The sequence below is a fragment of the Winogradskyella sp. KYW1333 genome (genome assembly GCF_003335675.1).
Lineage (GTDB): Bacteria > Bacteroidota > Bacteroidia > Flavobacteriales > Flavobacteriaceae > Winogradskyella.
The window spans coordinates 37,275-58,689 of record NZ_QPHL01000010.1 but is presented as its reverse complement, the minus strand read 5'-3'; the positions used below and the strand labels follow the sequence as shown (position 1 = coordinate 58,689).

General features: G+C 34.7%; 24 protein-coding genes. 19 read left to right on the top strand and 5 right to left on the bottom strand.

Going from position 1 to position 21,415, the window contains the following annotated elements:
- Positions 1-13: 13 nt before the first annotated feature.
- Positions 14-1,993 carry a DNA primase gene (gene dnaG / locus DUZ96_RS01425; RefSeq protein ID WP_114299752.1) on the top strand — a complete coding sequence of 660 codons (1,980 nt, stop codon included), beginning with the start codon at positions 14-16 and terminating at the stop codon, positions 1,991-1,993.
- On the opposite strand, the gene DUZ96_RS01420 is transcribed toward dnaG, so the two are convergent.
- Positions 1,983-2,615 (bottom strand): response regulator transcription factor, encoded by a 633-nt coding sequence (locus DUZ96_RS01420; protein WP_114299751.1) that lies wholly within the window; start codon positions 2,613-2,615, stop codon positions 1,983-1,985. The two genes, dnaG and DUZ96_RS01420, sit on opposite strands and share 11 nt — an antisense overlap.
- A 134-nt stretch (positions 2,616-2,749) precedes the next feature.
- On the bottom strand, positions 2,750-3,538 hold the full coding sequence (nadE, locus tag DUZ96_RS01415; RefSeq protein ID WP_114299749.1) for an NAD(+) synthase: 789 nt from the start codon (positions 3,536-3,538) through the stop codon (positions 2,750-2,752).
- Between the two features lie 115 nt (positions 3,539-3,653).
- On the opposite strand from nadE, the gene gldB reads away from it, so the two are divergent.
- Both gldB and gldC read left to right on the top strand, forming a co-directional pair.
- Positions 3,654-4,589 (top strand): gliding motility lipoprotein GldB, encoded by a 936-nt coding sequence (gldB, locus tag DUZ96_RS01410; protein WP_258774287.1) that lies wholly within the window; start codon positions 3,654-3,656, stop codon positions 4,587-4,589.
- Complete coding sequence (gene gldC, locus DUZ96_RS01405; RefSeq protein WP_114299745.1) at positions 4,589-4,927, top strand: gliding motility protein GldC; 339 nt, start codon at positions 4,589-4,591, stop codon at positions 4,925-4,927. Before gldB ends, gldC begins: the two co-directional genes overlap by 1 nt.
- Before the next feature lie 408 nt (positions 4,928-5,335).
- On the opposite strand, the gene DUZ96_RS01400 is transcribed toward gldC, so the two are convergent.
- Positions 5,336-7,057: an amidohydrolase gene (locus DUZ96_RS01400; RefSeq protein WP_114299743.1), complete on the bottom strand. Its 1,722-nt coding sequence runs from the start codon at positions 7,055-7,057 to the stop codon at positions 5,336-5,338.
- 97 nt (positions 7,058-7,154) lie between these two features.
- Here DUZ96_RS01400 and DUZ96_RS12860 point away from each other — a divergent pair, with 97 nt between their 5' ends.
- Positions 7,155-7,310 carry a hypothetical protein gene (locus DUZ96_RS12860; protein WP_181855212.1) on the top strand — a complete coding sequence of 52 codons (156 nt, stop codon included), beginning with the start codon at positions 7,155-7,157 and terminating at the stop codon, positions 7,308-7,310.
- A gap of 11 nt (positions 7,311-7,321) precedes the next feature.
- On the opposite strand, the gene DUZ96_RS01395 is transcribed toward DUZ96_RS12860, so the two are convergent.
- Positions 7,322-7,633, bottom strand: a complete 312-nt coding sequence (locus DUZ96_RS01395) for a rhodanese-like domain-containing protein (protein WP_114299741.1) — start codon at positions 7,631-7,633, stop codon at positions 7,322-7,324.
- Positions 7,634-7,738: 105 nt separating this feature from the next.
- On the opposite strand from DUZ96_RS01395, the gene DUZ96_RS01390 reads away from it, so the two are divergent.
- The 15 genes from DUZ96_RS01390 to DUZ96_RS01320 all read left to right on the top strand — a co-directional run bounded on the left by DUZ96_RS01390 (position 7,739) and on the right by DUZ96_RS01320 (position 20,771).
- Complete coding sequence (locus tag DUZ96_RS01390; RefSeq protein ID WP_114299740.1) at positions 7,739-8,314, top strand: TetR/AcrR family transcriptional regulator; 576 nt, start codon at positions 7,739-7,741, stop codon at positions 8,312-8,314.
- A 67-nt stretch (positions 8,315-8,381) separates the two neighbouring features.
- The gene (locus tag DUZ96_RS01385; protein ID WP_114299738.1) at positions 8,382-9,455 is read left to right on the top strand and encodes a 2Fe-2S iron-sulfur cluster-binding protein; all 1,074 of its coding nucleotides are present in this window, start codon (positions 8,382-8,384) and stop codon (positions 9,453-9,455) included.
- A 36-nt stretch (positions 9,456-9,491) separates the two neighbouring features.
- Positions 9,492-10,448 carry a 1,2-phenylacetyl-CoA epoxidase subunit PaaA gene (gene paaA, locus DUZ96_RS01380; protein ID WP_114299736.1) on the top strand — a complete coding sequence of 319 codons (957 nt, stop codon included), beginning with the start codon at positions 9,492-9,494 and terminating at the stop codon, positions 10,446-10,448.
- Positions 10,449-10,461: 13 nt separating this feature from the next.
- A complete protein-coding gene (gene paaB, locus DUZ96_RS01375; protein ID WP_114299734.1) occupies positions 10,462-10,749 on the top strand; it encodes a 1,2-phenylacetyl-CoA epoxidase subunit PaaB in 288 nt (95 codons plus the stop codon).
- On the top strand, positions 10,749-11,504 hold the full coding sequence (paaC, locus tag DUZ96_RS01370; RefSeq protein ID WP_114299732.1) for a 1,2-phenylacetyl-CoA epoxidase subunit PaaC: 756 nt from the start codon (positions 10,749-10,751) through the stop codon (positions 11,502-11,504). Before paaB ends, paaC begins: the two co-directional genes overlap by 1 nt.
- Before the next feature lies 1 nt (position 11,505).
- The gene (gene paaD / locus DUZ96_RS01365) at positions 11,506-12,006 is read left to right on the top strand and encodes a 1,2-phenylacetyl-CoA epoxidase subunit PaaD (protein ID WP_114299881.1); all 501 of its coding nucleotides are present in this window, start codon (positions 11,506-11,508) and stop codon (positions 12,004-12,006) included.
- Positions 12,006-12,371, top strand: a complete 366-nt coding sequence (locus DUZ96_RS01360) for a VOC family protein (RefSeq protein ID WP_114299883.1) — start codon at positions 12,006-12,008, stop codon at positions 12,369-12,371. The genes paaD and DUZ96_RS01360 overlap by 1 nt, the downstream gene beginning before the upstream one ends.
- 1 nt (position 12,372) lies before the next feature.
- Positions 12,373-13,155: an enoyl-CoA hydratase-related protein gene (locus DUZ96_RS01355; RefSeq protein ID WP_114299730.1), complete on the top strand. Its 783-nt coding sequence runs from the start codon at positions 12,373-12,375 to the stop codon at positions 13,153-13,155.
- Positions 13,156-14,091, top strand: a complete 936-nt coding sequence (locus DUZ96_RS01350; RefSeq protein WP_114299729.1) for a pyridoxal-phosphate dependent enzyme — start codon at positions 13,156-13,158, stop codon at positions 14,089-14,091.
- Between the two features lie 9 nt (positions 14,092-14,100).
- On the top strand, positions 14,101-15,255 hold the full coding sequence (locus tag DUZ96_RS01345; RefSeq protein ID WP_114299727.1) for a 3-hydroxyacyl-CoA dehydrogenase NAD-binding domain-containing protein: 1,155 nt from the start codon (positions 14,101-14,103) through the stop codon (positions 15,253-15,255).
- On the top strand, positions 15,255-15,662 hold the full coding sequence (locus DUZ96_RS01340) for a PaaI family thioesterase (protein ID WP_114299725.1): 408 nt from the start codon (positions 15,255-15,257) through the stop codon (positions 15,660-15,662). Before DUZ96_RS01345 ends, DUZ96_RS01340 begins: the two co-directional genes overlap by 1 nt.
- 4 nt (positions 15,663-15,666) lie before the next feature.
- Positions 15,667-16,875: an acetyl-CoA C-acyltransferase gene (locus DUZ96_RS01335; RefSeq protein WP_114299723.1), complete on the top strand. Its 1,209-nt coding sequence runs from the start codon at positions 15,667-15,669 to the stop codon at positions 16,873-16,875.
- Between the two features lies 1 nt (position 16,876).
- On the top strand, positions 16,877-19,414 hold the full coding sequence (gene paaZ / locus DUZ96_RS01330; protein ID WP_114299721.1) for a phenylacetic acid degradation bifunctional protein PaaZ: 2,538 nt from the start codon (positions 16,877-16,879) through the stop codon (positions 19,412-19,414).
- 2 nt (positions 19,415-19,416) lie between these two features.
- On the top strand, positions 19,417-20,169 hold the full coding sequence (locus DUZ96_RS01325) for an enoyl-CoA hydratase/isomerase family protein (protein WP_114299719.1): 753 nt from the start codon (positions 19,417-19,419) through the stop codon (positions 20,167-20,169).
- Positions 20,169-20,771 (top strand): transferase hexapeptide repeat family protein, encoded by a 603-nt coding sequence (locus DUZ96_RS01320; protein ID WP_114299717.1) that lies wholly within the window; start codon positions 20,169-20,171, stop codon positions 20,769-20,771. Before DUZ96_RS01325 ends, DUZ96_RS01320 begins: the two co-directional genes overlap by 1 nt.
- Here the strand turns inward: DUZ96_RS01320 and DUZ96_RS01315 are convergent.
- Entirely contained in the window at positions 20,768-21,241 is a 474-nt protein-coding gene (locus DUZ96_RS01315; RefSeq protein ID WP_114299715.1) for an Lrp/AsnC family transcriptional regulator, read from the bottom strand. The two genes, DUZ96_RS01320 and DUZ96_RS01315, sit on opposite strands and share 4 nt — an antisense overlap.
- Between the last annotated feature and the right edge of the window lie 174 nt (positions 21,242-21,415).

Genomic DNA, 21,415 nt, shown 5'->3' with positions numbered 1-21,415 from the left:
AAAATACAAACATTTGATTTCACAAAATACCATATCACAAGTTTTTGAAACAGCTCGCGTAGAAGAAGTGATTGGTGATTTTGTACAACTTAAAAAGGCAGGTAGTAATTTTAAAGGGTTAAGTCCATTTAGTGATGAGCGTACTCCAAGTTTTATGGTGTCACCAGTTAAGCAAATCTGGAAGGATTTCTCTACCGGTAAAGGGGGAAATGCTGTTACCTTTTTAATGGAGCATGAACATTTTACGTATCCTGAAGCTATTAAATACCTTGCAAAAAAATATAATATTGAAGTAGAGGAGACCCAGCGTACAGACGAGGAAAAGGCTAAGGCCGACACACGGGAAAGTTTGTACTTAGTAAGTGAATTTGCAAATACTTATTTTCAGAAAATATTACATAAAACCGATCAGGGTCAGGCCATTGGTTTAAGTTATTTTAAGGAACGTGGTTTCACGGAAGAAACCATAAAGAAATTTCAACTTGGATATGCTTTAGATGAGTGGCAGGCATTTACAGATAATGCCTTAAAAAATGGTTACAGTATTGAATTTTTGGAAAAAACAGGCCTTACCATAGTTAAGGATCAAAAACGATTTGATAGATTCAAGGGAAGGGTAATGTTCCCAATTCATAGTATGAGTGGTCGGATACTTGGTTTTGGTGGCCGAATTTTGGGTAACGATAAAAAGGCAGCAAAATATCTTAATTCTCCTGAAAGTGATATATATCATAAGAGTAAAATTCTTTACGGTTTATATTTTGCTAAGCAGGCCATTGCTAAAGAAGATAATTGTTACTTAGTTGAAGGCTATACCGATGTTATACAATTTTATCAGACTGGGATTAAAAACGTAGTATCTTCTTCAGGTACGGCCTTAACACCAGAACAAATTAGATTAATTAACAGACTTACTAATAATATAACCGTTTTATTTGATGGTGATGCGGCAGGTATCAGGGCTTCAATTAGAGGTATTGATTTAATTTTGGAGCAAGGTATGAACGTAAAGGTCTGTACGTTCCCAGATGGTGAGGATCCAGATAGTTTTGCCAAGTCCAATACTTTAGAAGAGCTTTCGAATTACCTGTCTGAAAACGCTAAGGATTTTATACAGTTTAAAGCATCTTTATTAGTCAAGGAGTCTGACAATGATCCAATTAAAAAAGCTGAAACTATTCGTGAAATTGTAAATAGTATCTCAAAAATACCAGATCAGATTAAACGTGAAGTATATATTCAAGAATGTGCTCGGATAATGGATATTAGTGAAGAGGTTTTGTTCAGTACTCTCGCTCAGATACATAAAAAAGATGTACAAGAAGCCAATAAGAAGTACAAACAAGAACAAAAAGCATTTGAAGTAGTCAGGAATGAGGATCAGGTTAAGGAGAAGGTAAATGTTCAATATGAATTAGAGAGAAAAATTATTGAGATTTTAATGCTTTATGGAGATAGGACAGAACAATTTGAAGATTTAGTTTTGAAGGAAGATGAGGTTTCAGGTGATTTAATAATGGAGCCTACAATCCATGAGACTCGGGTTTTTGAAAAAATATATTTAGATCTTCAAGAAGATGAAATGATGTTCTCTAATGAAAGTTTTAGGGAAATGTACTACTCAATTATAGATAAACTTAATCAAAAGAACGAATTTTCTACTAAGGATTTTATTAATCAATTAGATCAGGATTCTGCCTCAACAATAACAAGTATATTAATGGAGGACGAAAAATATAACCTTCATGATTGGCATAGAAACAATATCATTCCGAAAGAAAAAGAACACACAATATCACAATTAGTGAGTCAGACTATATTAAGTCTACGCTGTTATCTAATCGATCAGAAAGTTGCAGAATATAAAGAAGATACTTTAAGAGAACAGTCAGATACTCGAGTAATTTTAGAAGACGTAAAAGATTATGTTGGCCTTAAAATGCTATTATCAAGAAAGCTTGGTAAGGTTATCGGAGGGTACGCTACGAAGTAAGATTATGGTGTTGTGCTTGGTGAATTAAATCTACAATATTAGTTACATTCAACTTTTTAAATAATCTCGCTTTATAAGTACTTACAGTTTTTTCATTTATATCAAGCTCTTGGGCAATTTCCTTGTTTTTTCTGCCTATTGAAAGTAGTTTTAGTACTTCGACTTCTCTGGTAGACAATTTTTTAAACAACCTGCTTCTGCTCTTACGAGTATCTTCATAGTGCAAATGTTTATCCATTTTTTCACTTAATGATAATTCGCCAGCATTTACCTTTCGCACGGCAGTTTCAATTTCTTCAACACTCGCTGATTTACTTAAATAACCAGATGCTCCTGCTTTAATGGTACTAACAGCATAAATTTCTTCAGGCTGATGACTGAAAATTAAAACCCTAACATCTTTATTTTCTTTTTTTATAGCCCTAAGCGCTGTAATCCCATTTAATTCTGGCAGATCAATTTCTGAAATGATAATATCAACATCATTGCGTCTAACGAATTCAAAAATCTCTATGCCACTATTTAACGTTCCAACAACGTTAAAATCTGGTTTACTATTTAAAAACAAATCAAGACCTGTTCTTACGATGGGATGACTGTCTACAATCAATATATTTAACATGATAATTGATTTTAGGCTTGTTTAAAGCAATGTTAATAAAATGAGCTAGATGAGACTAAAGATATCAGAAGGTATTGAACAAAAATAACTAAAAACTTAAGTTAAAATACAATTTATTCGTTAAAACGCAATAATTACCGCAAATCAATAGGAATTTCGCAAATTGGTATAGGAATCATCTTGTGTTTGTTCATTGTATTGAAGCGTTTGTAAATCTCAAATGCCTTCTTTTGTCTCCCTTTAAAATCCGAAGCTGTTTTTCCTTCATCATCCATTTTCATAGCCCATTCTAATTCTGGATAAGAAGCACCAATCTGGTCTTCGTCACTGCGCGCATCGCCAAATAAACCATCACTTGGTGGGGCTTTCATAATGGAATTAGGTACTTCCAAATATTCGCCAATTTCATAGACTTCAGATTTCAATAAATCCGCAATTGGACTAAGATCTACTCCGCCATCACCATACTTGGTATAGAATCCTACTCCAAAATCCTCCACTTTATTACCTGTTCCAGCAACAAGCAATCCTAAAATGCCTGCATGATAATACAAAGTCGTCATCCGCATACGGGCTCTAGTGTTGGCTAAAGCCATATCTACTGTGGTATGATTACCATCCAAACTCACTTCGGTCTTAAACTCTTCAAACACTGGTGTCAAATCAACACGAGTATCCTTTACATTTGGAAAGCGTTTTTTAAGCTGTGCTATATGTTCTTGTGCTCTGCTAACATGACTTGGAGCTTGATGAATTGGCATTTCAATACATAATACATCTAAACCTGTTTTAGCACATAATGTAGATGTTGTTGCTGAGTCGATTCCCCCAGAAATACCTACGACGAAACCCTTTACTTTGGCATTTGTTGCATAATCCTTTAACCAATTTACAATGTGATCTACTACCTTTTCAGTATGCATAATTTTTAGAATATTTTAATATAAAAGAAATGTACCTTTGCACAACAAAAATAACGGAAACGTGTTAGGATTAAAAATGTTTTACCAAATACAAATACGATTTTGCATTATTTTAATGACAACTTTGTTTTTAGCATCCTGTTCTAAAGATAAAAGCCTTGAAAATGAAATTTCTAAGATTGATATTGATTACACCATTGAACGTTTTGATAAAGCGTTTTATAATGCCAATTCTAAAGACTTATCAAACTTAAAACAAGTATTTCCATTCTTGTTTTCAAAAAAAATACCAGATTCAATTTGGGAGAAGAGAATAAACGATACACTTCGAAAAAGTTTAATGTTAGAGGTTAATAAAAAGTTTTCAGATATAAAGGTCGTGAAAAATGAACTGAAAGGGCTTTTTCAACACTTAAAATATTACGATAAAACATTTAAGATACCACGTGTTATTACTCTAACAAATGATGTGGCCTACAGAGATAAGACGATTGTTACTGATTCCATTACATTAATAGCTCTTGATAATTTTTTAGGTGCAGACCACGAATTTTACCAAAACATTCCAAGATACCTTGCGAGTAATATGAAGAGAGAGCAAATTGCAGTAGATATTGCAAATGGTTATGCAGAGAAATATGTTTATCAATCCGGTAAAAAGACCCTATTAGATGAAATGATTTATTATGGCAAACTACTATACTTTAAGGATATCGTGATTCCATTTAAATCAGATGCTGAGAAAATAGGATACACTGAAGAGCAGTTAAGTTGGGCAGAAGCTAATGAAGGCCCAATATGGAGCTATTTTGTAGAGAAAGAATTGTTGTATAGTACTGATAGTAAGTTACTGGCACGTTTTATTATGGATGCGCCTTTTTCAAAATTCTATTTAGAATTAGACAGGGAATCACCTGGAAGATTGGGTCAGTATATTGGTTGGCAAATAGTAAGGGCATTTGCGGATAGGACTGAATTGTCAGTATTTGATATTATACAAACTGAACCTGAAGAAATTTTTAGAAAATCAAGATTTAAACCGAAAAAATAATGGCAAATACCTTAAAAAGTAAAATTGAACTAAATGTAGAGTTAGACGAAAATCGTGTGCCAGAAAAACTGAATTGGTCGGCACAGGATGGTGGTATTGATAATGAAGAGGCGAAGGCAATTATGCTTGCGGTTTGGGATAGCAATGCACAAGAAACCTTAAAAATAGACTTATGGACTAAGGACATGCCTGTTGATGAGATGAAATTATTTTTTCATCAGACTTTAGTTACAATGAGTGATACATTTATGCGGGCTACACAAGATGAAAAAATGACTGCGACCATGAAAGATTTTTGCGATTATTTCGCGGAAAAACTAGAATTGAAAAAGAAATAATTATTTAAAGCTCTTCTCTTATTAAAGTTAAAGTGAGGGTCAATATTAAATGATTCAGATACTTCAATATTTGCGTGGTGAGGATCTAATCTTTTGAGCCTCCTTAATCCACTATTATCAAAAATTTCCGAGATTATTAACTCGTTAAATTTACTTAAGCGAGTTTGACTGTCAAGTTTATTCTACTACAGACATAAATATGCAACAAGTTTAATAAAGCCTCCACTATTTTCGTTTTTTATTTCCAACTAATGGTTTAATTGGGTTTTTATATTCTCATAAAATTTAGGATAATTAAACTCTTGGTTTTTAGAAATAAGGTAACTATTACATTCATTCGTTAACTTTGAACATATCTATTAAATCTTAACGACATTCTACTACATACAATCAAATTGAAATCAATTTTTAGTTTGAAGAAACATAAACTACTTTACCTCCAAAAATTGTCATTGAAATCTTTGTGTCTAGTATATCTCCTTCATTTACAGTCATTAAATCTTGATTGTAAATGGTAAAATCAGCCAATTTTCCAACTGAAATAGAACCTTTTATATCTTCTTCAAAAGCACCATAAGCGGCATCTAATGTATATGATCTCAAAGCTTGCTCTCGTGTCATTTTTTGTTCAGGTTCATAACCACCTTCAGGTAGACCTTTCAGGGTTTTTCTGCTGACACTTGCATAAAAACTTGCAATAGGATTTAGAGGTTCTACAGGAACATCTGTGCCATTTACAATTGGAACACCACTTTGCAATAATGTTTGCCACATATATGCACCGTCTTTAATTCTTTTTTCACCAAGTCTATCTATTGCCCATGGTCTATCAGAAGACATATGTACGGCTTGCATTGCAGGGATTACACGTAATTTTGCAAATCGTGGTATGTCTTCGGGGTGTAAATGTTGGGCGTGTTCAATTCTAAATCTATGATCTTTTGAAGACTCAGGATATTTGTTAAGTGCTATTTCATAGCGATCTAAAATCTCACGATTCGCTCTGTCTCCAATAGCATGCGAGCAGACTTGAAAGCCGTGCTCCAAACCATTTAGAGCAGTTTTCCTTACAAACTCCATAGGCAAAGTTTCATGACCAAAGTGATTTGGTCTGTCCGAATATGGCTCTAATAGCCATGCGCCTCTTGATCCTAATGCACCATCACAGTTGAGTTTCACAGATCTAATGGTAAAAAGATTATCCCGATCTACCATAATTCCTTTTTTAAACCATTCATTCAATAAATCTTCATCCCAACCTGTTAACATGCCATAAATGCGTGTTTCCATTTTGCCTTCAGCCTTCATTTTATTGTATAGCTCAATAGTTTCTCTTGGGATACCTGCATCATGAAAGCTGGTAATTCCGTTTTTATGACATGCTTCAACAGCTAAATCAAAGGCCTTAATGTCTGAATCTGGAGTTCTTTCAGGTATGTGCTGAGTAATCAAAGACTGAGCACGTTCATTAAATACGCCAGTTGGTTTGCCAGATGCGTCAACTAATACCTCACCTCCTTCAACCTCGTATACCTTAACGCCATCAATTGATAAATTGATTAAACCTGCTATTTCCATTGCCTTTTCGTTAGCAAAACCAGCATGACCACTCGCATGTCTCAAATAAACTGGATTATCAGGAGAAACCTCACTCAATAAATGATGTGTTTGAAATCCATGTACCGTTTCTGCAGGTATACTGTCCCATTTACTTTGATGCCAACCTCTACCAGTAATCCACTCACCAGGTTTTGCTAATTTTACACGGTCCGAAACAGCATCTACAATAGCTTGATAACTTGTTGTATTCATTAGGTCAAGGTTTAGTTCATTATAACCTAAGCCCATAAAATGACCATGACCTTCTATTAAACCAGGAGTCATGGTCTTACCTTTTAAATCTATAAGTTTTGTGTTTTTACCTTTGAATTCTTCGGCTTCCTCAAGACTGCCAGTAAATATAATTTTATCATCTTTCGTTGCAATAGCTTCAACAGTGACTAATGAATCAACTGTATATATGGTTCCTCCAAAAATTAGCATAGTTGCTTTTTGTGAATTATGTTTAGAACAAGACCAAGCAATTAAACAAATAATTAATAATGAAATAGAAATTTTACCTGTTGACATTTTTAGAATTTTTGAGCTTCTGAAGTTACGATTTTTGGAAATATAATTTGAATTAAAAATTATCAGTTTTGATTCACTTTATTTTATAAATTAGTTTATGAGAAAAATTTTATTTGGAGTAGTAATAACACTTATTGTTTTATTTACTTTTAAATATTGCGGTAATAGAAATGAGAATAAAATGACTCTTCAATATAATGAGGAAACTATTAATTCAATCGAGGGATTTAATAACTTGGGTATAAAACTTTAATTTAAATAGGATTAGCTAAAAATAGCATTCCTGACTTTTGAAATTCCTCCACCATTAATGGCATCAATACCATTTTGCTTGAGGAATCTAGTTGCGCTCGAAGATCTTGCGCCACTCGCACAATATACAATTACTGGTTTGCCAGCTTTCTTAATTTCATCAATGCGATAAAGTAATTCTTGTAGTGGTATGTTTAAAGACTTTTTAATATGGTTCGTATTAAACTCCCTTTCAGTTCTTACATCTAGATAAATTGCACCTTTAGCAATATATTCTGTCAGTTGATTCGTAGATTGTCCGAATAGTGTGCTTAAAATTCCCATGTTGTAGTTTTTTGTCAAAAATGAGAACTTACAAGCACATTAAACGTAACTATTGTTACATGAGAGGTTTATAAAAAATAAATTTCACTTAATTTCGCTAATGAAATGAAGAATAAAATTGAATCTCGAAAAGAGGAAATTATAAGGGTAGCTACTAAACTTTTTAAGGAAAAAGGATATAGTGCAGTTACGATGCGAGATATTGCAAAATCTATGGGTATTAAAGCAGCTAGTCTTTATAACCATATAAATTCTAAACAAGATATTCTTAAGACTATTATCATTTCTCTTGCTGAACAATTCACGGCTGGTATGCTAGAAATTAAAAGTTCTGGCGAATCTTGTGTCAATAAATTAAAGGCCATTATTAAGCTTCATGTAACATTATCTAGTCAGAATATTTATGGAATGTCATCTCTAAACAACGATTGGATGCATTTAGAGGAACAACTGCCTTACTACATCAAGTTGCGATCAGAGTATGAGGATGATTTTAAAAATATTCTAGAGCAAGGTATTGGTAAGGGTGAGCTAATAAATGTAAAACCAGATGTAATGATGTTTTCCATTCTAACAACCCTGCGCTCGCTCTATTTATGGATACCCAAAAAAGAGGATATTGATCTCCATGATCTAACAGAAAATCTAAGCCAGATTTTACTGGATGGTATTAACAAATAGTTTAGATATTATTTTTTAACTTTGTTCACTAACTAACAATTGTTAGTTAAAATTTAAAACAAAGTTTATGGCTCAGTTTTATAATTTAAAAATCAAGGATATTTATAAAGAAACAGACGATTGTTCTGTTCTTACAATTGATGTTCCAGATGCATTAAAAAATGAATTTTCTTTTCATCAAGGGCAGCATCTTACCTTAAAAGCAGATATTAATGGAGAAGATGTACGAAGGTCATACTCATTATGTTCCAGCCCTGTGGAGGATAAGTGGCAGGTTGCCGTTAAGCAAATACTTGGTGGTAAGTTTTCTACCTATGTAAATGAAAGTCTAGATGCTGGTCAAAATATTGAAGTGATGGCTCCAAGTGGCACATTCGGAGTTGATATAGTTGAAGTAGCTTCAAAAAACTACTTGTTCTTTGCTGCAGGTAGTGGGATTACACCAATTATATCAATGATTAAAACCCACTTAAAAAGAGAGCCAAATTCAACTTGTAAGCTATTTTATGTAAATAAAACAGCAAAATCTATTATCTTTAAAGAAGAGCTAGAGCAGTTGAGAAACACTTATTTTGGACGATTAGAGATATACTATTTTCTGACCCAAGAAAAGCGTGATATAGAACTATTTAATGGAAGGTTTGATGATAAAAAGATGGATGTGCTCACAAAGATTTTTATTGATATACCAGATACTAGCGAGGTATTTCTTTGCGGACCAGAAAAAATGGTCAACTACGTGAGTAACTATTTAATGGAGGCAGGCTTACCAAAAGAACTGGTTCATTTTGAGTTATTTGTTACGGGTCTCACAGAAGAAGATATTAAGCGACAAGAACGCTTGGCAAAACAAAATGTTGAAGGTGTTGAGGTAACTATAATTGATGGTGGCAAAGAGTTTTTGTTTACCATGACTAAAGATTATGATAATTTATTGGACGCTGCACTAAATGCAGGTGCTGATCTACCATTTGCTTGTAAGGGCGGTGTTTGCAGTACATGCAAGTGTGAAGTTAAAGAAGGAGATGTGGAGATGAAAATAAATTATGCTTTAGAGGAAGAAGAATTAAAACAAAACTTGGTATTAAGTTGCCAAGCTGTTCCAACTACTGAAAAGGTAATTGTAGATTTTGATGTTTAATATTGAAGAAGAAAAATAAATAAAGACCAATTTAAAATGAGTGAAGATCAAATTAAAAATTTAGAAGCTCAATTCGAAGCACGTATAGAACGTGACGAGAAAATTGAACCTAAAGATTGGATGCCAGAGAAATATCGTAAAACACATATCAGGCAAATTTCTCAGCATGCCCATTCTGAAATTGTTGGTATGTTACCAGAAGGTAATTGGATAACCAGAGCACCTTCTTTAAGGAGAAAAGTAGCATTATTGGCCAAGGTTCAGGATGAAGCTGGTCATGGTTTGTATTTATACAGTGCCTGTGAAACCTTAGGTGTTTCAAGAGATGAATTATACGAGCAGTTGCATACAGGGAAGGCCAAATACTCAAGTATATTTAATTACCCTGCATTGACTTGGGCAGATATGGGTGCCATAGGTTGGTTGGTTGATGGTGCGGCTATTATTAATCAAGTGCCATTATGCAATACATCTTTTGGGCCTTATGCAAGAGCCATGATACGTGTATGTAAAGAAGAGAGTTTTCATCAGAGACAAGGGTTTGAGATTATGCTGAAACTCGCAAATGGAACACCAGAACAAAAGGAAATGGCACAAGACGCTTTAAATCGCTGGTGGTGGCCAAGTTTAATGATGTTGGGACCTACAGATGACAAATCTGTACATACGGCACAATCCATGAAATGGAAATTAAAACGTAAAACAAATGACGAATTACGTCAGCAGTTTATTGATCAAACTGTGCCGCAAGCTGATGTTTTAGGTTTAACAATTCCAGACCCTGATTTAAAATGGAATAAAGACAGAAAGAGTTATGACTTTGGGGCTATTGATTGGGAAGAATTTTTGCAGGTTGTTAAGGGACATGGTCCTATGAATAAGGAAAGAATGAAAGCACGTGTTGGTGCATGGGAGCGTGGTAAATGGGTTAGAGATGCAGCAATGGCCTATGCAGAAAAGAAACAAGCAAGAAAAGAAAAACAAGCAGTTTAAAAAAATTAAAACTATGTCAACAAAAAACTGGCCACTTTGGGAAATATTCGTAAGAAGTAAAAACGGATTAGAGCACAGGCACTTTGGTAGCTTGCATGCTACAGATGCAGATATGGCATTGGAAAATGCTAGAGATGTTTATACAAGACGTAATGAAGGTGTAAGTATTTGGGTGGTAGAATCTAAACATATTACTGCTTCCAATCCAGAAAATAGTGGAGAATTATTTGAACCAGCACAAGATAAAGTATATAGACATCCTACTTTTTATGATGTTCCAGATGAAGTAAAACACATGTAATGAAAAACGAGAATTTATATAATTATATACTTGGTATTGCTGATAATTCATTGATCTTAGGCCAACGGCTTGGAGAATTAACAGGTCATGGACCAAATTTAGAAACAGATATTGCATGCACAAATATTTCCTTGGACTTATTTGGACAGGTAAGAAGTTATTTTCAGTATGCAAGTAAAATTGCAGGTGATGGAAGATCAGAAGATGATATTGCCATGCTCAGAAAAGAAAGAGATTATAAAAATGTGTTATTGGTAGAACAACCTAATACCAACTTTGCTTATACAATTGCAAGGCAATTTTTATTCGATGCGTATCATTTGGTATTTCTAAGAGAATTGCAAAAAAGTTCAGATTTAACTTTAGCAGCTATAGCTAATAAGTGCATCAAGGAGGTAAGTTATCATGAGCGTTTCTCCTCAGATTGGGTGAGGCGCTTAGGTGATGGCACTGAAGAAAGTAAATCGAAAATGCAAGAAGCGATTGCAGATTTGTGGGTTTATACAGATGAGTTATTTCATCAAACCGAAGCAGATAAGGCAATGGTGGCTGAAGGAATTGGTATTGACGTTATTAAACTAAAGGAAGAATACTATAATTATGTGGCTGGAGTATTAGAAGAATCAACTTTAGAAGTACCTGATATTAAATACTTCCAAAAAGGTGGTAAGCAAGGAATTCATACCGAACATTTAGGATATATATTGGTAGAATTACAATATATGCAACGTGCATACCCAAATATGGAATGGTAAAATGACAACTACAGAACAAATCATTGATAAATCTTTGATAGCAATTCTAGAACAGGTATCAGATCCTGAAATTCCGGTTTTGTCAATTATGGACATGGGTGTTGTGCGTTCTGCCGTATTTGAAGATGGTGTTGTAAAGGTAGAAATAACACCTACTTATAGTGGTTGTCCAGCGATGGATGTCATTGGAGATGATATAAAAAAAGCTTTAGAAGAGGCTGGGTACAAATCAGAGATCAATTTAATTTTGCATCCTGCTTGGACAACAGATTGGATTACGCCGCGAGGAAGAAAAGCATTGGAAGATTATGGTATTGCAGCACCGCTTGAGGCAGAAACAGATAAGGACGTCTTGTTGCATGGTAAGAAAATTGTAAAATGCACTAACTGTGGTTCTCAAAATACACGATTAGTAAGTCAGTTTGGTTCAACTGCTTGCAAAGCACAATTCCAATGTGAAGACTGCCAAGAACCATTTGATTATTTTAAATGTTTAAAGTAATGTTAGGATTAAGAACAACAGCTTATATAGTTAAAGATTTGGCCCAAGCAAAGGCATGGTATACCAAAGCTTTTAAAACTGAGCCCTATTTCGATGAATCTTTTTATGTAGGATTTAATATCCAAGGATATGAATTGGGGCTATTGCCAGAGGGAAATGAAACCAATTTAAAAGGAGAAAATGTGTTATCTTATTGGGGTGTTGAAGATATCCAAAAAGAGTTGGAAAGATTAATAGAATTAGGTGCTACCATTCATGAGAAACCAATAAATGTTGGTGGTGAGCTATTGGTTTGTTCTGTTAAAGACCCTTGGAGCAATATTATAGGATTAATATATAATCCATATTTTAAATTACCTGAATAGTATGAATGACTCAATTTTATTGACAATAGAGAATAAAGTAGCACGAATAACTTTAAATAGGCCGGAGGTTTTCAATAGCTTTAATCGTGAGATGGCTTTGAGTCTCCAAGGAATTCTAGATGATTGCGATTCTAATCCAGATGTTAGGGCAATAGTTCTTACTGGAAATGGTAAAGCGTTTTGTGCGGGTCAAGATTTAAAAGAAGTGACTGATCCAGCACTTAATCCTGGATTTAAAAAAATCTTAGAGGAACATTATAATCCAATAATAACTAGAATACGATCAATTAAAAAACCAATTATTGGAGCCGTAAATGGAGTTGCCGCAGGTGCTGGGGCTAATATTGCCTTGGCTTGTGATATTGTTGTAGCACACGAAAAGGTTAGTTTTATTCAAGCATTTAGTTTAATTGGATTGGTTCCTGATAGTGCAGGAACTTACTTTTTGCCACGATTAATTGGGTTTCAAAAAGCCCAAGCTTTAGCAATGTTGGGTGACAAGATTTCTGCTGAAGAAGCGGAAAGAATGGGAATGATATATAAATCTGTTCCATTAGAGGCTTTTGACGAAACCATAAATCAATTAGCGAATAAAGTTTCTAATATGCCAACTAAGGCGCTAGGTCTTATCAAAGAATTATTTAATCAATCAATGACCAATTCTTTAGAGGTTCAATTGGCATTAGAGTCCAAATTACAAATAGAAGCAGCTAGTAGTAATGATTATGCTGAGGGTGTGGCTTCATTTATAGAAAAGCGAAAGCCAAATTTCAAAGGAAATTAGTTGGATAAAGAAACACTCATAGAAGTTCATAATAGAATAAAACCCTTTATTCATAAAACGCCTGTTTTAAGTTCTAGCTTAATAAATGAAATGGTTGGTGCTGATATTGTTTTTAAATGTGAGAACTTTCAAAAAATGGGAGCGTTTAAAATGCGAGGTGCAGCAAATGCCATTCTATCACTTTCAGAGGACGAAAGGGGCAGAGGTGTGGTAACACATTCCTCAGGCAATTTTGCACAAGCAGTTTCTTTAGCAGCTCAAAAATTAAATGTTAAGGCTTTCATAGTAATGCCTGAGAATGCTCCTCAAGTAAAGAAAAATGGAGTAAGGACTTATCACGGTGAAATCATTGAATGTGAATCAACACCAGAAGCTAGGGAAACTACTGCCAAAAAAATTGAAGAGTTAAACGGAGCTACTTTTTTGCATCCGTCAAATCAAGATGAGGTGATTTATGGTAATAGTACTGTTGCGATAGAATTATTGGAAGAGTTTCCTAATTTAGATGTAATTTTAACTCCAATTGGTGGAGGAGGATTAATTGCTGGTACAGCTTTGGCTGCGCAGTATTTTTCAAAAAATTGTAGAGTAATAGGTGGAGAGCCAATGGAAGCAGATGATGCATATCGCTCTTTGATTTCTGGTAAAATAGAAACAAATAATAGCTTTCATACAATTGCTGATGGACTAAGAACGCATTTAGGTGATCGTAATTTTCCTATTATTCAAAAATATGTGGAGAAGATTATCCGTGTTGAGGAGAGTGAAATTGTTGATGCAATGCAAATCATTTGGGAACGGATGAAAATAATAATCGAGCCTTCTTGTGCAGTACCGTTTGCAGCTGTATTAAAAAACAAAGAAGAATTTAAGAATATAAAAGTCGGTATAATTTTATCTGGCGGTAATGTAGATGTAAAAAATCTACCTTTTTAAAATATTAGAATGAACGTAGGAATTATAGGTTCTGGAACTATGGGAAGTGGTATAGCACAAGTTGCTGCCACTTCAGGATGTTCAGTAAAATTATATGACACCAATATCGATGCACTGCATAAGGCTGAAAATACTTTGGATAAGATACTGTCTCGACTTATTGAGAAAGGTAGAATTGATAGTGCAGAAAAATCAAGAATCCAATCTAATATAGACTATGTCAATAGTTTAGATGAATTAGGAAATTCTAATTTAACTATTGAAGCCATAGTAGAAGATTTAGATATAAAGAAAAAGGTATTTGAGCATCTCGAAACCTATGTTTCAGAGGATTGTATTCTAGCCTCAAATACATCGAGCTTATCAATTGCATCAATTGCCTCTGCTTTGAAAAAACCAGAACGATGTATAGGTATTCATTTTTTTAATCCTGCACCGTTAATGAAGTTGGTTGAGGTTGTTCCTGCCATACAGACATCTGAAGAAGTGCTCTCCAAGTCTGTGGATGTAATCACAAATTGGAAAAAGACGGTAGCAGTAGCTAAAGATACACCTGGATTTATTGTTAACAGAGTGGCAAGGCCATACTATGGTGAAGCACTTAGAATTTATGAAGAAGGTATTGCTGATTTTGCAACTATCGATTGGAGTTTAAAGACAATTGGTGGATTTACAATGGGACCTTTTGAATTGATGGATTTCATTGGAAACGATGTTAATTATGCAGTTACAGAATCTGTGTTTACAGCCTTTTACTTTGATTCAAGATACAAACCGTCATTTACCCAAAAACGTCTTGCTGAAGCTGGATATTTAGGTAGGAAATCTGGTAAAGGTTATTACGATTATTCAGAAGGGACTGCTAAACCTAATCCTACAGAAGATAAGATACTTGGTGATAAAATATTCAATCGTGTTCTAGTAATGCTTATTAATGAAGCGACAGATGCTTTATTTTTAAATATTGCTTCTGCAGAAGATATTGATAATGCCATGACTAAGGGTGTTAATTATCCCAAAGGGTTGTTAGCTTGGGCAGACGAGATAGGAATTGATAATTGCGTTACTACTTTAGATAGACTTTATGATGAGTATCACGAAGACAGATATCGCTGTAGTCCATTATTAAGGAAAATGCTTAGAGATAAAAAGACATTCTTTTAATGAAAGGTGAGGCAATTCCACATAAAATGTTGAGTCAAGATGCTTTTAGCCAATGGTTGGGCATAGAAATCTTAGAGTGTGAGGTTGGTCTTTGCAAATTAGGAATGACCATTAGAAAGGATATGATTAATAGTATGAATAAAGCTCATGGTGGCATAAGCTATTCATTAGCAGATGCGGCATTTGGATTTGCGGCTAATACACATGGAAAATATGCAGTGTCAATTGAGACTAGTATAAATCATATTGAAGCTGTAAATGAAGGAGATTACTTGGTGGCAGAGTCCGTAATTGAAAAAGTAAAGAATAAGCTTGGATTCAATGTTATTGAGGTTAAGCGAGAGGAAGAATTAGTTGCGTTATTCAAAGGTATAGTTTATAGAACCCAAAAAGATTGGGAAGAATAAAAATATGAAGAAAGCATATATTATAGATGGTGTACGTACACCTATAGGAAGTTATAAAGGCACATTGTCTGCTGTTCGTACAGATGATATGGCAGCCTTAGTAATTTCAGAAGTTGTTAAACGAAATCCTAATATCCCCAAAGAGGCTTACGATGACGTTATTATGGGTTGTGCCAACCAAGCGGGAGAAGACAACCGCAATGTGGCGAGAATGGCATCACTATTGGCAGGTTTACCATATACGGTTCCGGGAGAAACGGTAAACAGATTATGTAGCTCAGGATTATCCGCAATAATACATGCAAATCGTGCTATTAAGTCTGGTGATGGAGATGTATTTATTTCTGGAGGAGTTGAAAACATGACAAGGGGACCTTATGTCATTGCGAAACCATCTACAGCTTTTGGAGGTGACTCTAAAATGTATGATTCAACTTTTGGGTGGCGTTTTATAAACCCCAAAATGCACCAAATGTATGGTACAGATGGAATGGGTATGACTGCAGAGAATTTAGTAGAGAAGTATAATATTTCTAGAGAGGACCAAGATAAGTTTGCGTTTTGGAGCCAGATGAAAGCTTCAAAGGCTCAAGAAAATGGGCGATTGGCGAAAGAAATAATAACTGTTGAAATTCCACAGCGTAAAAAGGATCCTATCTTATTCTCAAAAGATGAATTTGTAAAACCGAATACCTCAATAGAAGTTTTAGGGAAATTGCGATCTGCTTTTAAGAAAGAAGGTGGAAGTGTTACTGCTGGTAATTCATCAGGATTAAATGATGGTGCGGCTGCAACAATAGTTGCGTCAGAAGAAGCAATAAAGAAATATAATCTTAAGCCGCTAGCGAGAATTGTGAGTTCAGCTGTTGTTGGTGTTGAGCCTAGAATTATGGGTATAGGCCCTGTTGAAGCGTCAAATAAGGCATTGGACAAAGCGGGATTAACAATGGATGATATAGATGTAATTGAGCTTAATGAGGCCTTCGCGGCACAGGCATTGGCTTGTACAAGAGCTTGGGATTTAAAAGACAATGATCCTAGAATAAACCCAAATGGTGGATCTATAGCTATAGGACATCCATTGGGTGTAACAGGAACAAGGATAGCATATTCTGCCGCTTTAGAACTAAATGAGCAACAAAAGAAGTTTGCCTTAGTAACCATGTGTATAGGTGTTGGTCAAGGCTATGCTGCAATTTTAGAACGTGTTTAAAATGAAAAAAATACAACATTACGTACAAGGACATTGGACCACTGGTTCAGAAGAAGGAACACCAATTCTTGATGCAGTTACTGGAGAGGCTTTTGCTTCAGTAGCAATAGAAGGTTTGAATATTCCTGAAATTCTACAATACGGCCGATCTAAAGGTGGTGAAAAGCTTCGTAAAATGACCTTTCAAGAGAGAGGTAATATGCTTAAAAAATTAGCATTATACCTTACTAAAAGAAAAGATGTATTTTATGAATTAAGCTATAGAACTGGAGCAACTAAAGTTGATAGTTGGATAGATATTGAAGGTGGATTTGGTAATCTTTTCGCTAATGCGTCGTTACGTAAATTGTTTCCAAACCAAGCCTTTCATGTAGAAGGTGATCCAATTGATTTATCAAGAGGTGGGCGTTTTATGGCCCATCATATTATGGTACCAAAAAAGGGTGTAGCAGTTCATATAAATGCATTTAATTTCCCAGTTTGGGGAATGTTGGAGAAATGCGCTGTTAATTGGATGGCAGGTGTACCGGCAGTGGTCTTACCAGCGCCATCTTCGTCTTATTTGGCAGAAGCTGTGGCAAGAACAATAATTGATTCTGGTATTCTTCCAGAGGGTTCTCTTCAAATTATTAATGGTACTGTAAAGACAATATTAGATACTGTTGAATCTCAAGATGTAGTGACTTTTACAGGATCAGCGCAAACAGGCAAATTGTTAAAAGCACATTCAAGACTTATTGAGGAATCTGTACCTTTTACTATGGAAGCGGATTCATTAAATGCATCAATATTAGGTGAGGATGCGCTACCGGGAACTAGAGAGTTTGACTTGTTTATTAAAGAAGTCCGTAAAGAAATGACTGTAAAGGCTGGGCAAAAATGTACAGCGATTAGACGTATTATTGTGCCTGAAAAATTAGTTGAGGATGTGCAAATTGCTTTGGGGAATGCACTAGACAAGGTGACAATTGGAGATCCAAGGTTAAAAGAAGTACGAATGGGTTCTTTAGTTAGTCGTCAACAAGTGCAAGCCGTGAAAGATTCGGTTTATGATTTGGCAAAAGAGGCTGAGATTGTTTATGGTGATTTAGATAAATTAAAAACCATTGGTGCTGATGCAAAAAAAGGAGCCTTTATAAGCCCAATTTTATTGAGATCTGATCATCCATTTAACAGTACAATTGTCCATGAACGAGAAGCTTTTGGGCCTGTAAGTACTATTATGCCTTACAAAACCTTGGATGAGGCTGTGACTTTAGCGCAAATGGGTAAAGGCTCGTTGGTGTCTTCAATTGTGACTTATGATGATAATATTGCAAGAGATTATGTGGTTAATGCAGCAAGTCATCATGGTAGGATTTTAGTGTTAAATAGGGAAAGTGCTAAAGAAAGTACTGGCCATGGTTCACCTTTGCCTTATTTAGTTCATGGTGGTCCGGGTCGTGCTGGTGGTGGTGAAGAAATGGGAGGAATGCGTGGGATAAAACATTATTTACAGCGTACTGCAATTCAGGGTTCGCCAACTACAATAACAGAAATTACAGGAATCTATCAACAAAATGCTAAATACAAAAAGGCAGAGCAACACCCATTTAAATACCACTGGGAAGATATTCGGCCGGGTATGTCTTTAAAAACCCACAATCGTACTATAACGGATTCAGACATTGTAAATTTTGCTAATCTTACTTGGGATCATTTTTATGCGCATACAGATATTACATCTTTAGATGGTAGTATTTTCGAAAAGCGGACTGCTCATGGTTATTTTATCATTTCGGCCGCGGCAGGTTTGTTTGTTTATCCAAATAAAGGTCCAGTAGCAGCGAATTATGGATTAGATAGTATTAGATTCTTAAGGCCATTATATCATAATAATACAATTTATGTGCGTTTAACCTGTAAGGAAAAAGTAGATAGAGATGTAGCTTCAGCAGAACATCCAAGTGGTATTGTAAAATGGCATGTAGAGGTTTTTGATGCTAATTTCGAAAACAGACTAGAAAGCCAAAAGAGCGATAAAGACAGTCCTTTAGTTGCAGTTGCTACCATTTTAACTATGGTTCAGAAAAAGCAAGAAACTTTTGTTGAAATGACAGATGAAAAAATAAATGAATGTCTATCTAAACTCACTGAAGATACCAAGCCAAAATGGGGAATCATGACACCACAGCACATGATTGAGCATTTAGAATATACTTATAAAATTGCTTCAGGAGAAATTCAAGACTTTGAAGTTTCTACACCAGAAAAGATAATAGAGAAAGTAAAGAATAGTCTTTGGGATTATTCAAAATTCCCTCAGAATTCGCAATTCCCTTTACTTGAAAAAGACACACTCGACTCTTTAAAACACACAGATTTAGTAACAGCTATTTCAAAATTTAAAGATCAACGTGAAGCGTATATAGAATACTTTAAAGAGAATCCAGATGCCATACTAGATAACATGGTGTTTGGAGAATTAAACAGATATGAATGGTATCTTCTAGAACGAAAACATTTGAACCATCATTTTGAACAATTTGGATTAATATAATTATGGCTGAAGCGTACGTAAAACAAACCATAGAAAATGGAGTAGGGTATATTGAGTTTTTTCATCCTGCTCACAATTCATTACCTAGTGATATACTTGCCAGACTTGCAGATACAATAACCGAAGCTGGACAGAACTATAAAATCAAAGTAATTGTTCTAAAGAGTGGAGGAGACAGAACGTTTTGTGCAGGCGCGAGTTTTAATGAACTTATAAGTATTAATGATGAAACCACAGGTAAAATATTCTTTTCAGGATTTGCCAATGTCATTAATGCCATGCGAAAATGTCCAAAATTCATAATTGGAAGAGTACAAGGAAAAACCGTTGGAGGAGGTGTTGGTCTTGCATCTACAACAGATTATTGTATGGCAACAAAATTTGCCTCAATTAAATTGAGTGAGCTTAATGTTGGAATAGGACCGTTTGTTGTTGGTCCAGCTGTTGAAAGAAAGTTAGGTTTAAGTGGAATGTCCCAAATAGCAATTGATGCCAATAGTTTTTATTCAGCAGAATGGGCAAAACATAAGGGCTTATTCACCCAAGTTTATGAGACAACTGAAGAACTTGATGACGCGGTTAAGGCATTTGCAGAGAACTTATGTAATTACAATACTGAAGCCATGGCGGAGATGAAGTCGATGTTCTGGCAAGGCACTGAAGATTGGGATACCTTATTAGCTGAACGTGCTGCAATTAGTGGTCGATTAGTTTTAAGTGATTTTACAAAAGAGACATTGAAGAGGTTTAAGTAATGATTTACAGTTTTCAAGGATATATTCCTGTTGTTCACAAAAGTAGCTTTGTACATCCTTTAGCTGCTGTCACTGGCAATGTGATTATTGGCAAAAACTGTTACATTGGACCTGGTGCAGCCATAAGAGGAGATTGGGGTCAAATCATTTTAGAAGATGGCGTTAACGTGCAAGAAAATTGTACTATACATATGTTTCCTGGCAAGTCTATTACCTTGAAAGAAAGTGCTCATATTGGACATGGTGCCGTAATTCATGGTGCTAACTTGGGTAAAAATTGTCTTATTGGTATGAATACCGTAATTATGGATGATGCTGAAATAGGTGATGAGTCCATAGTTGGTGCAATGGCTTTTATAAAGGCGGAAACCAAAATACCAAAACGAAGTTTGGTCGTTGGTAATCCTGCTAAAATTGTTAAGCAAGTGAGCGATAAAATGATAGCATGGAAAACAAAAGGAACACAATTATATCAGCAATTACCAGCTGAATGTCATGCTACACTAAAGGAGGTTGAGCCATTACGAAAAGTTCCATCTGATAGAAAACTTCAAGATGATCTTTACAAAACACTTCGAGAAACTTTTCTAAAAAGTAATTAAATATTATTCAAATCAATTTCATTAGTTTCTTTCCCAGTTGACAAGGTGATAAGACTTTGTACATTTCCTAAATAAGGTAAAAGTGTTAATTTAGAAATTATAAAGTGCTCATAGGCTTGTATATCTTCAACAACTAATTTTAATAGATAATCAAAGTTTCCACTTACGCGATGGCACTCAATTATTTCAGGGAAGTTGTTTATTTCAGTCACAAATTTTTCAAGGTAGCTGCGTGTATGTCCTTGGAGTGTAATGCCTATAAATACCGTAAGCTTAAGACCTATCTTTTTATTGTCTAAGACAGCAACATATTTTTTAATATAACCTTCTCTTTCAAGCTTTTTAATACGCTCAAAAACAGGAGATGTGGTCATACCTAACTCATCTGCTATACTTTTGGTTGTTCGGTTACTATTATGCTGGAGAATTCCCAGTATTTGGGTGTCAATTTTATCCAAATTGTAGGCCATAAGAATTTTATTTTGTCTAATCAATAAAACTCAAATATAAAAAGAATAAAAAATTTATAAAAATATAATATAAAGAAAAAAATTCTGTTTTAATCCAATTTAAAAGTTTTTAACACAAGAAAATTATGATATTAAGTATCTTTGATGCTTATAAAAACTATATTCAAATTGGCT

What these genes read in the sequence shown, in the direction of transcription:
- DUZ96_RS01420 (WP_114299751.1), bottom strand. Translation starts at nt 2,615, where the DNA reads ATGTTAAATATATTGATTGTAGACAGTCATCCCATCGTAAGAACAGGT.
- nadE (WP_114299749.1), bottom strand. Translation starts at nt 3,538, where the DNA reads ATGCATACTGAAAAGGTAGTAGATCACATTGTAAATTGGTTAAAGGAT.
- gldB (WP_258774287.1), top strand. Translation starts at nt 3,654, where the DNA reads ATGACAACTTTGTTTTTAGCATCCTGTTCTAAAGATAAAAGCCTTGAA.
- gldC (WP_114299745.1), top strand. Translation starts at nt 4,589, where the DNA reads ATGGCAAATACCTTAAAAAGTAAAATTGAACTAAATGTAGAGTTAGAC.
- DUZ96_RS01400 (WP_114299743.1), bottom strand. Translation starts at nt 7,057, where the DNA reads ATGTCAACAGGTAAAATTTCTATTTCATTATTAATTATTTGTTTAATT.
- DUZ96_RS12860 (WP_181855212.1), top strand. Translation starts at nt 7,155, where the DNA reads ATGAGAAAAATTTTATTTGGAGTAGTAATAACACTTATTGTTTTATTT.
- DUZ96_RS01395 (WP_114299741.1), bottom strand. Translation starts at nt 7,633, where the DNA reads ATGGGAATTTTAAGCACACTATTCGGACAATCTACGAATCAACTGACA.
- DUZ96_RS01390 (WP_114299740.1), top strand. Translation starts at nt 7,739, where the DNA reads ATGAAGAATAAAATTGAATCTCGAAAAGAGGAAATTATAAGGGTAGCT.
- DUZ96_RS01385 (WP_114299738.1), top strand. Translation starts at nt 8,382, where the DNA reads ATGGCTCAGTTTTATAATTTAAAAATCAAGGATATTTATAAAGAAACA.
- paaA (WP_114299736.1), top strand. Translation starts at nt 9,492, where the DNA reads ATGAGTGAAGATCAAATTAAAAATTTAGAAGCTCAATTCGAAGCACGT.
- paaB (WP_114299734.1), top strand. Translation starts at nt 10,462, where the DNA reads ATGTCAACAAAAAACTGGCCACTTTGGGAAATATTCGTAAGAAGTAAA.
- paaC (WP_114299732.1), top strand. Translation starts at nt 10,749, where the DNA reads ATGAAAAACGAGAATTTATATAATTATATACTTGGTATTGCTGATAAT.
- paaD (WP_114299881.1), top strand. Translation starts at nt 11,506, where the DNA reads ATGACAACTACAGAACAAATCATTGATAAATCTTTGATAGCAATTCTA.
- DUZ96_RS01360 (WP_114299883.1), top strand. Translation starts at nt 12,006, where the DNA reads ATGTTAGGATTAAGAACAACAGCTTATATAGTTAAAGATTTGGCCCAA.
- DUZ96_RS01355 (WP_114299730.1), top strand. Translation starts at nt 12,373, where the DNA reads ATGAATGACTCAATTTTATTGACAATAGAGAATAAAGTAGCACGAATA.
- DUZ96_RS01345 (WP_114299727.1), top strand. Translation starts at nt 14,101, where the DNA reads ATGAACGTAGGAATTATAGGTTCTGGAACTATGGGAAGTGGTATAGCA.
- DUZ96_RS01340 (WP_114299725.1), top strand. Translation starts at nt 15,255, where the DNA reads ATGAAAGGTGAGGCAATTCCACATAAAATGTTGAGTCAAGATGCTTTT.
- DUZ96_RS01335 (WP_114299723.1), top strand. Translation starts at nt 15,667, where the DNA reads ATGAAGAAAGCATATATTATAGATGGTGTACGTACACCTATAGGAAGT.
- paaZ (WP_114299721.1), top strand. Translation starts at nt 16,877, where the DNA reads ATGAAAAAAATACAACATTACGTACAAGGACATTGGACCACTGGTTCA.
- DUZ96_RS01325 (WP_114299719.1), top strand. Translation starts at nt 19,417, where the DNA reads ATGGCTGAAGCGTACGTAAAACAAACCATAGAAAATGGAGTAGGGTAT.
- DUZ96_RS01320 (WP_114299717.1), top strand. Translation starts at nt 20,169, where the DNA reads ATGATTTACAGTTTTCAAGGATATATTCCTGTTGTTCACAAAAGTAGC.
- DUZ96_RS01315 (WP_114299715.1), bottom strand. Translation starts at nt 21,241, where the DNA reads ATGGCCTACAATTTGGATAAAATTGACACCCAAATACTGGGAATTCTC.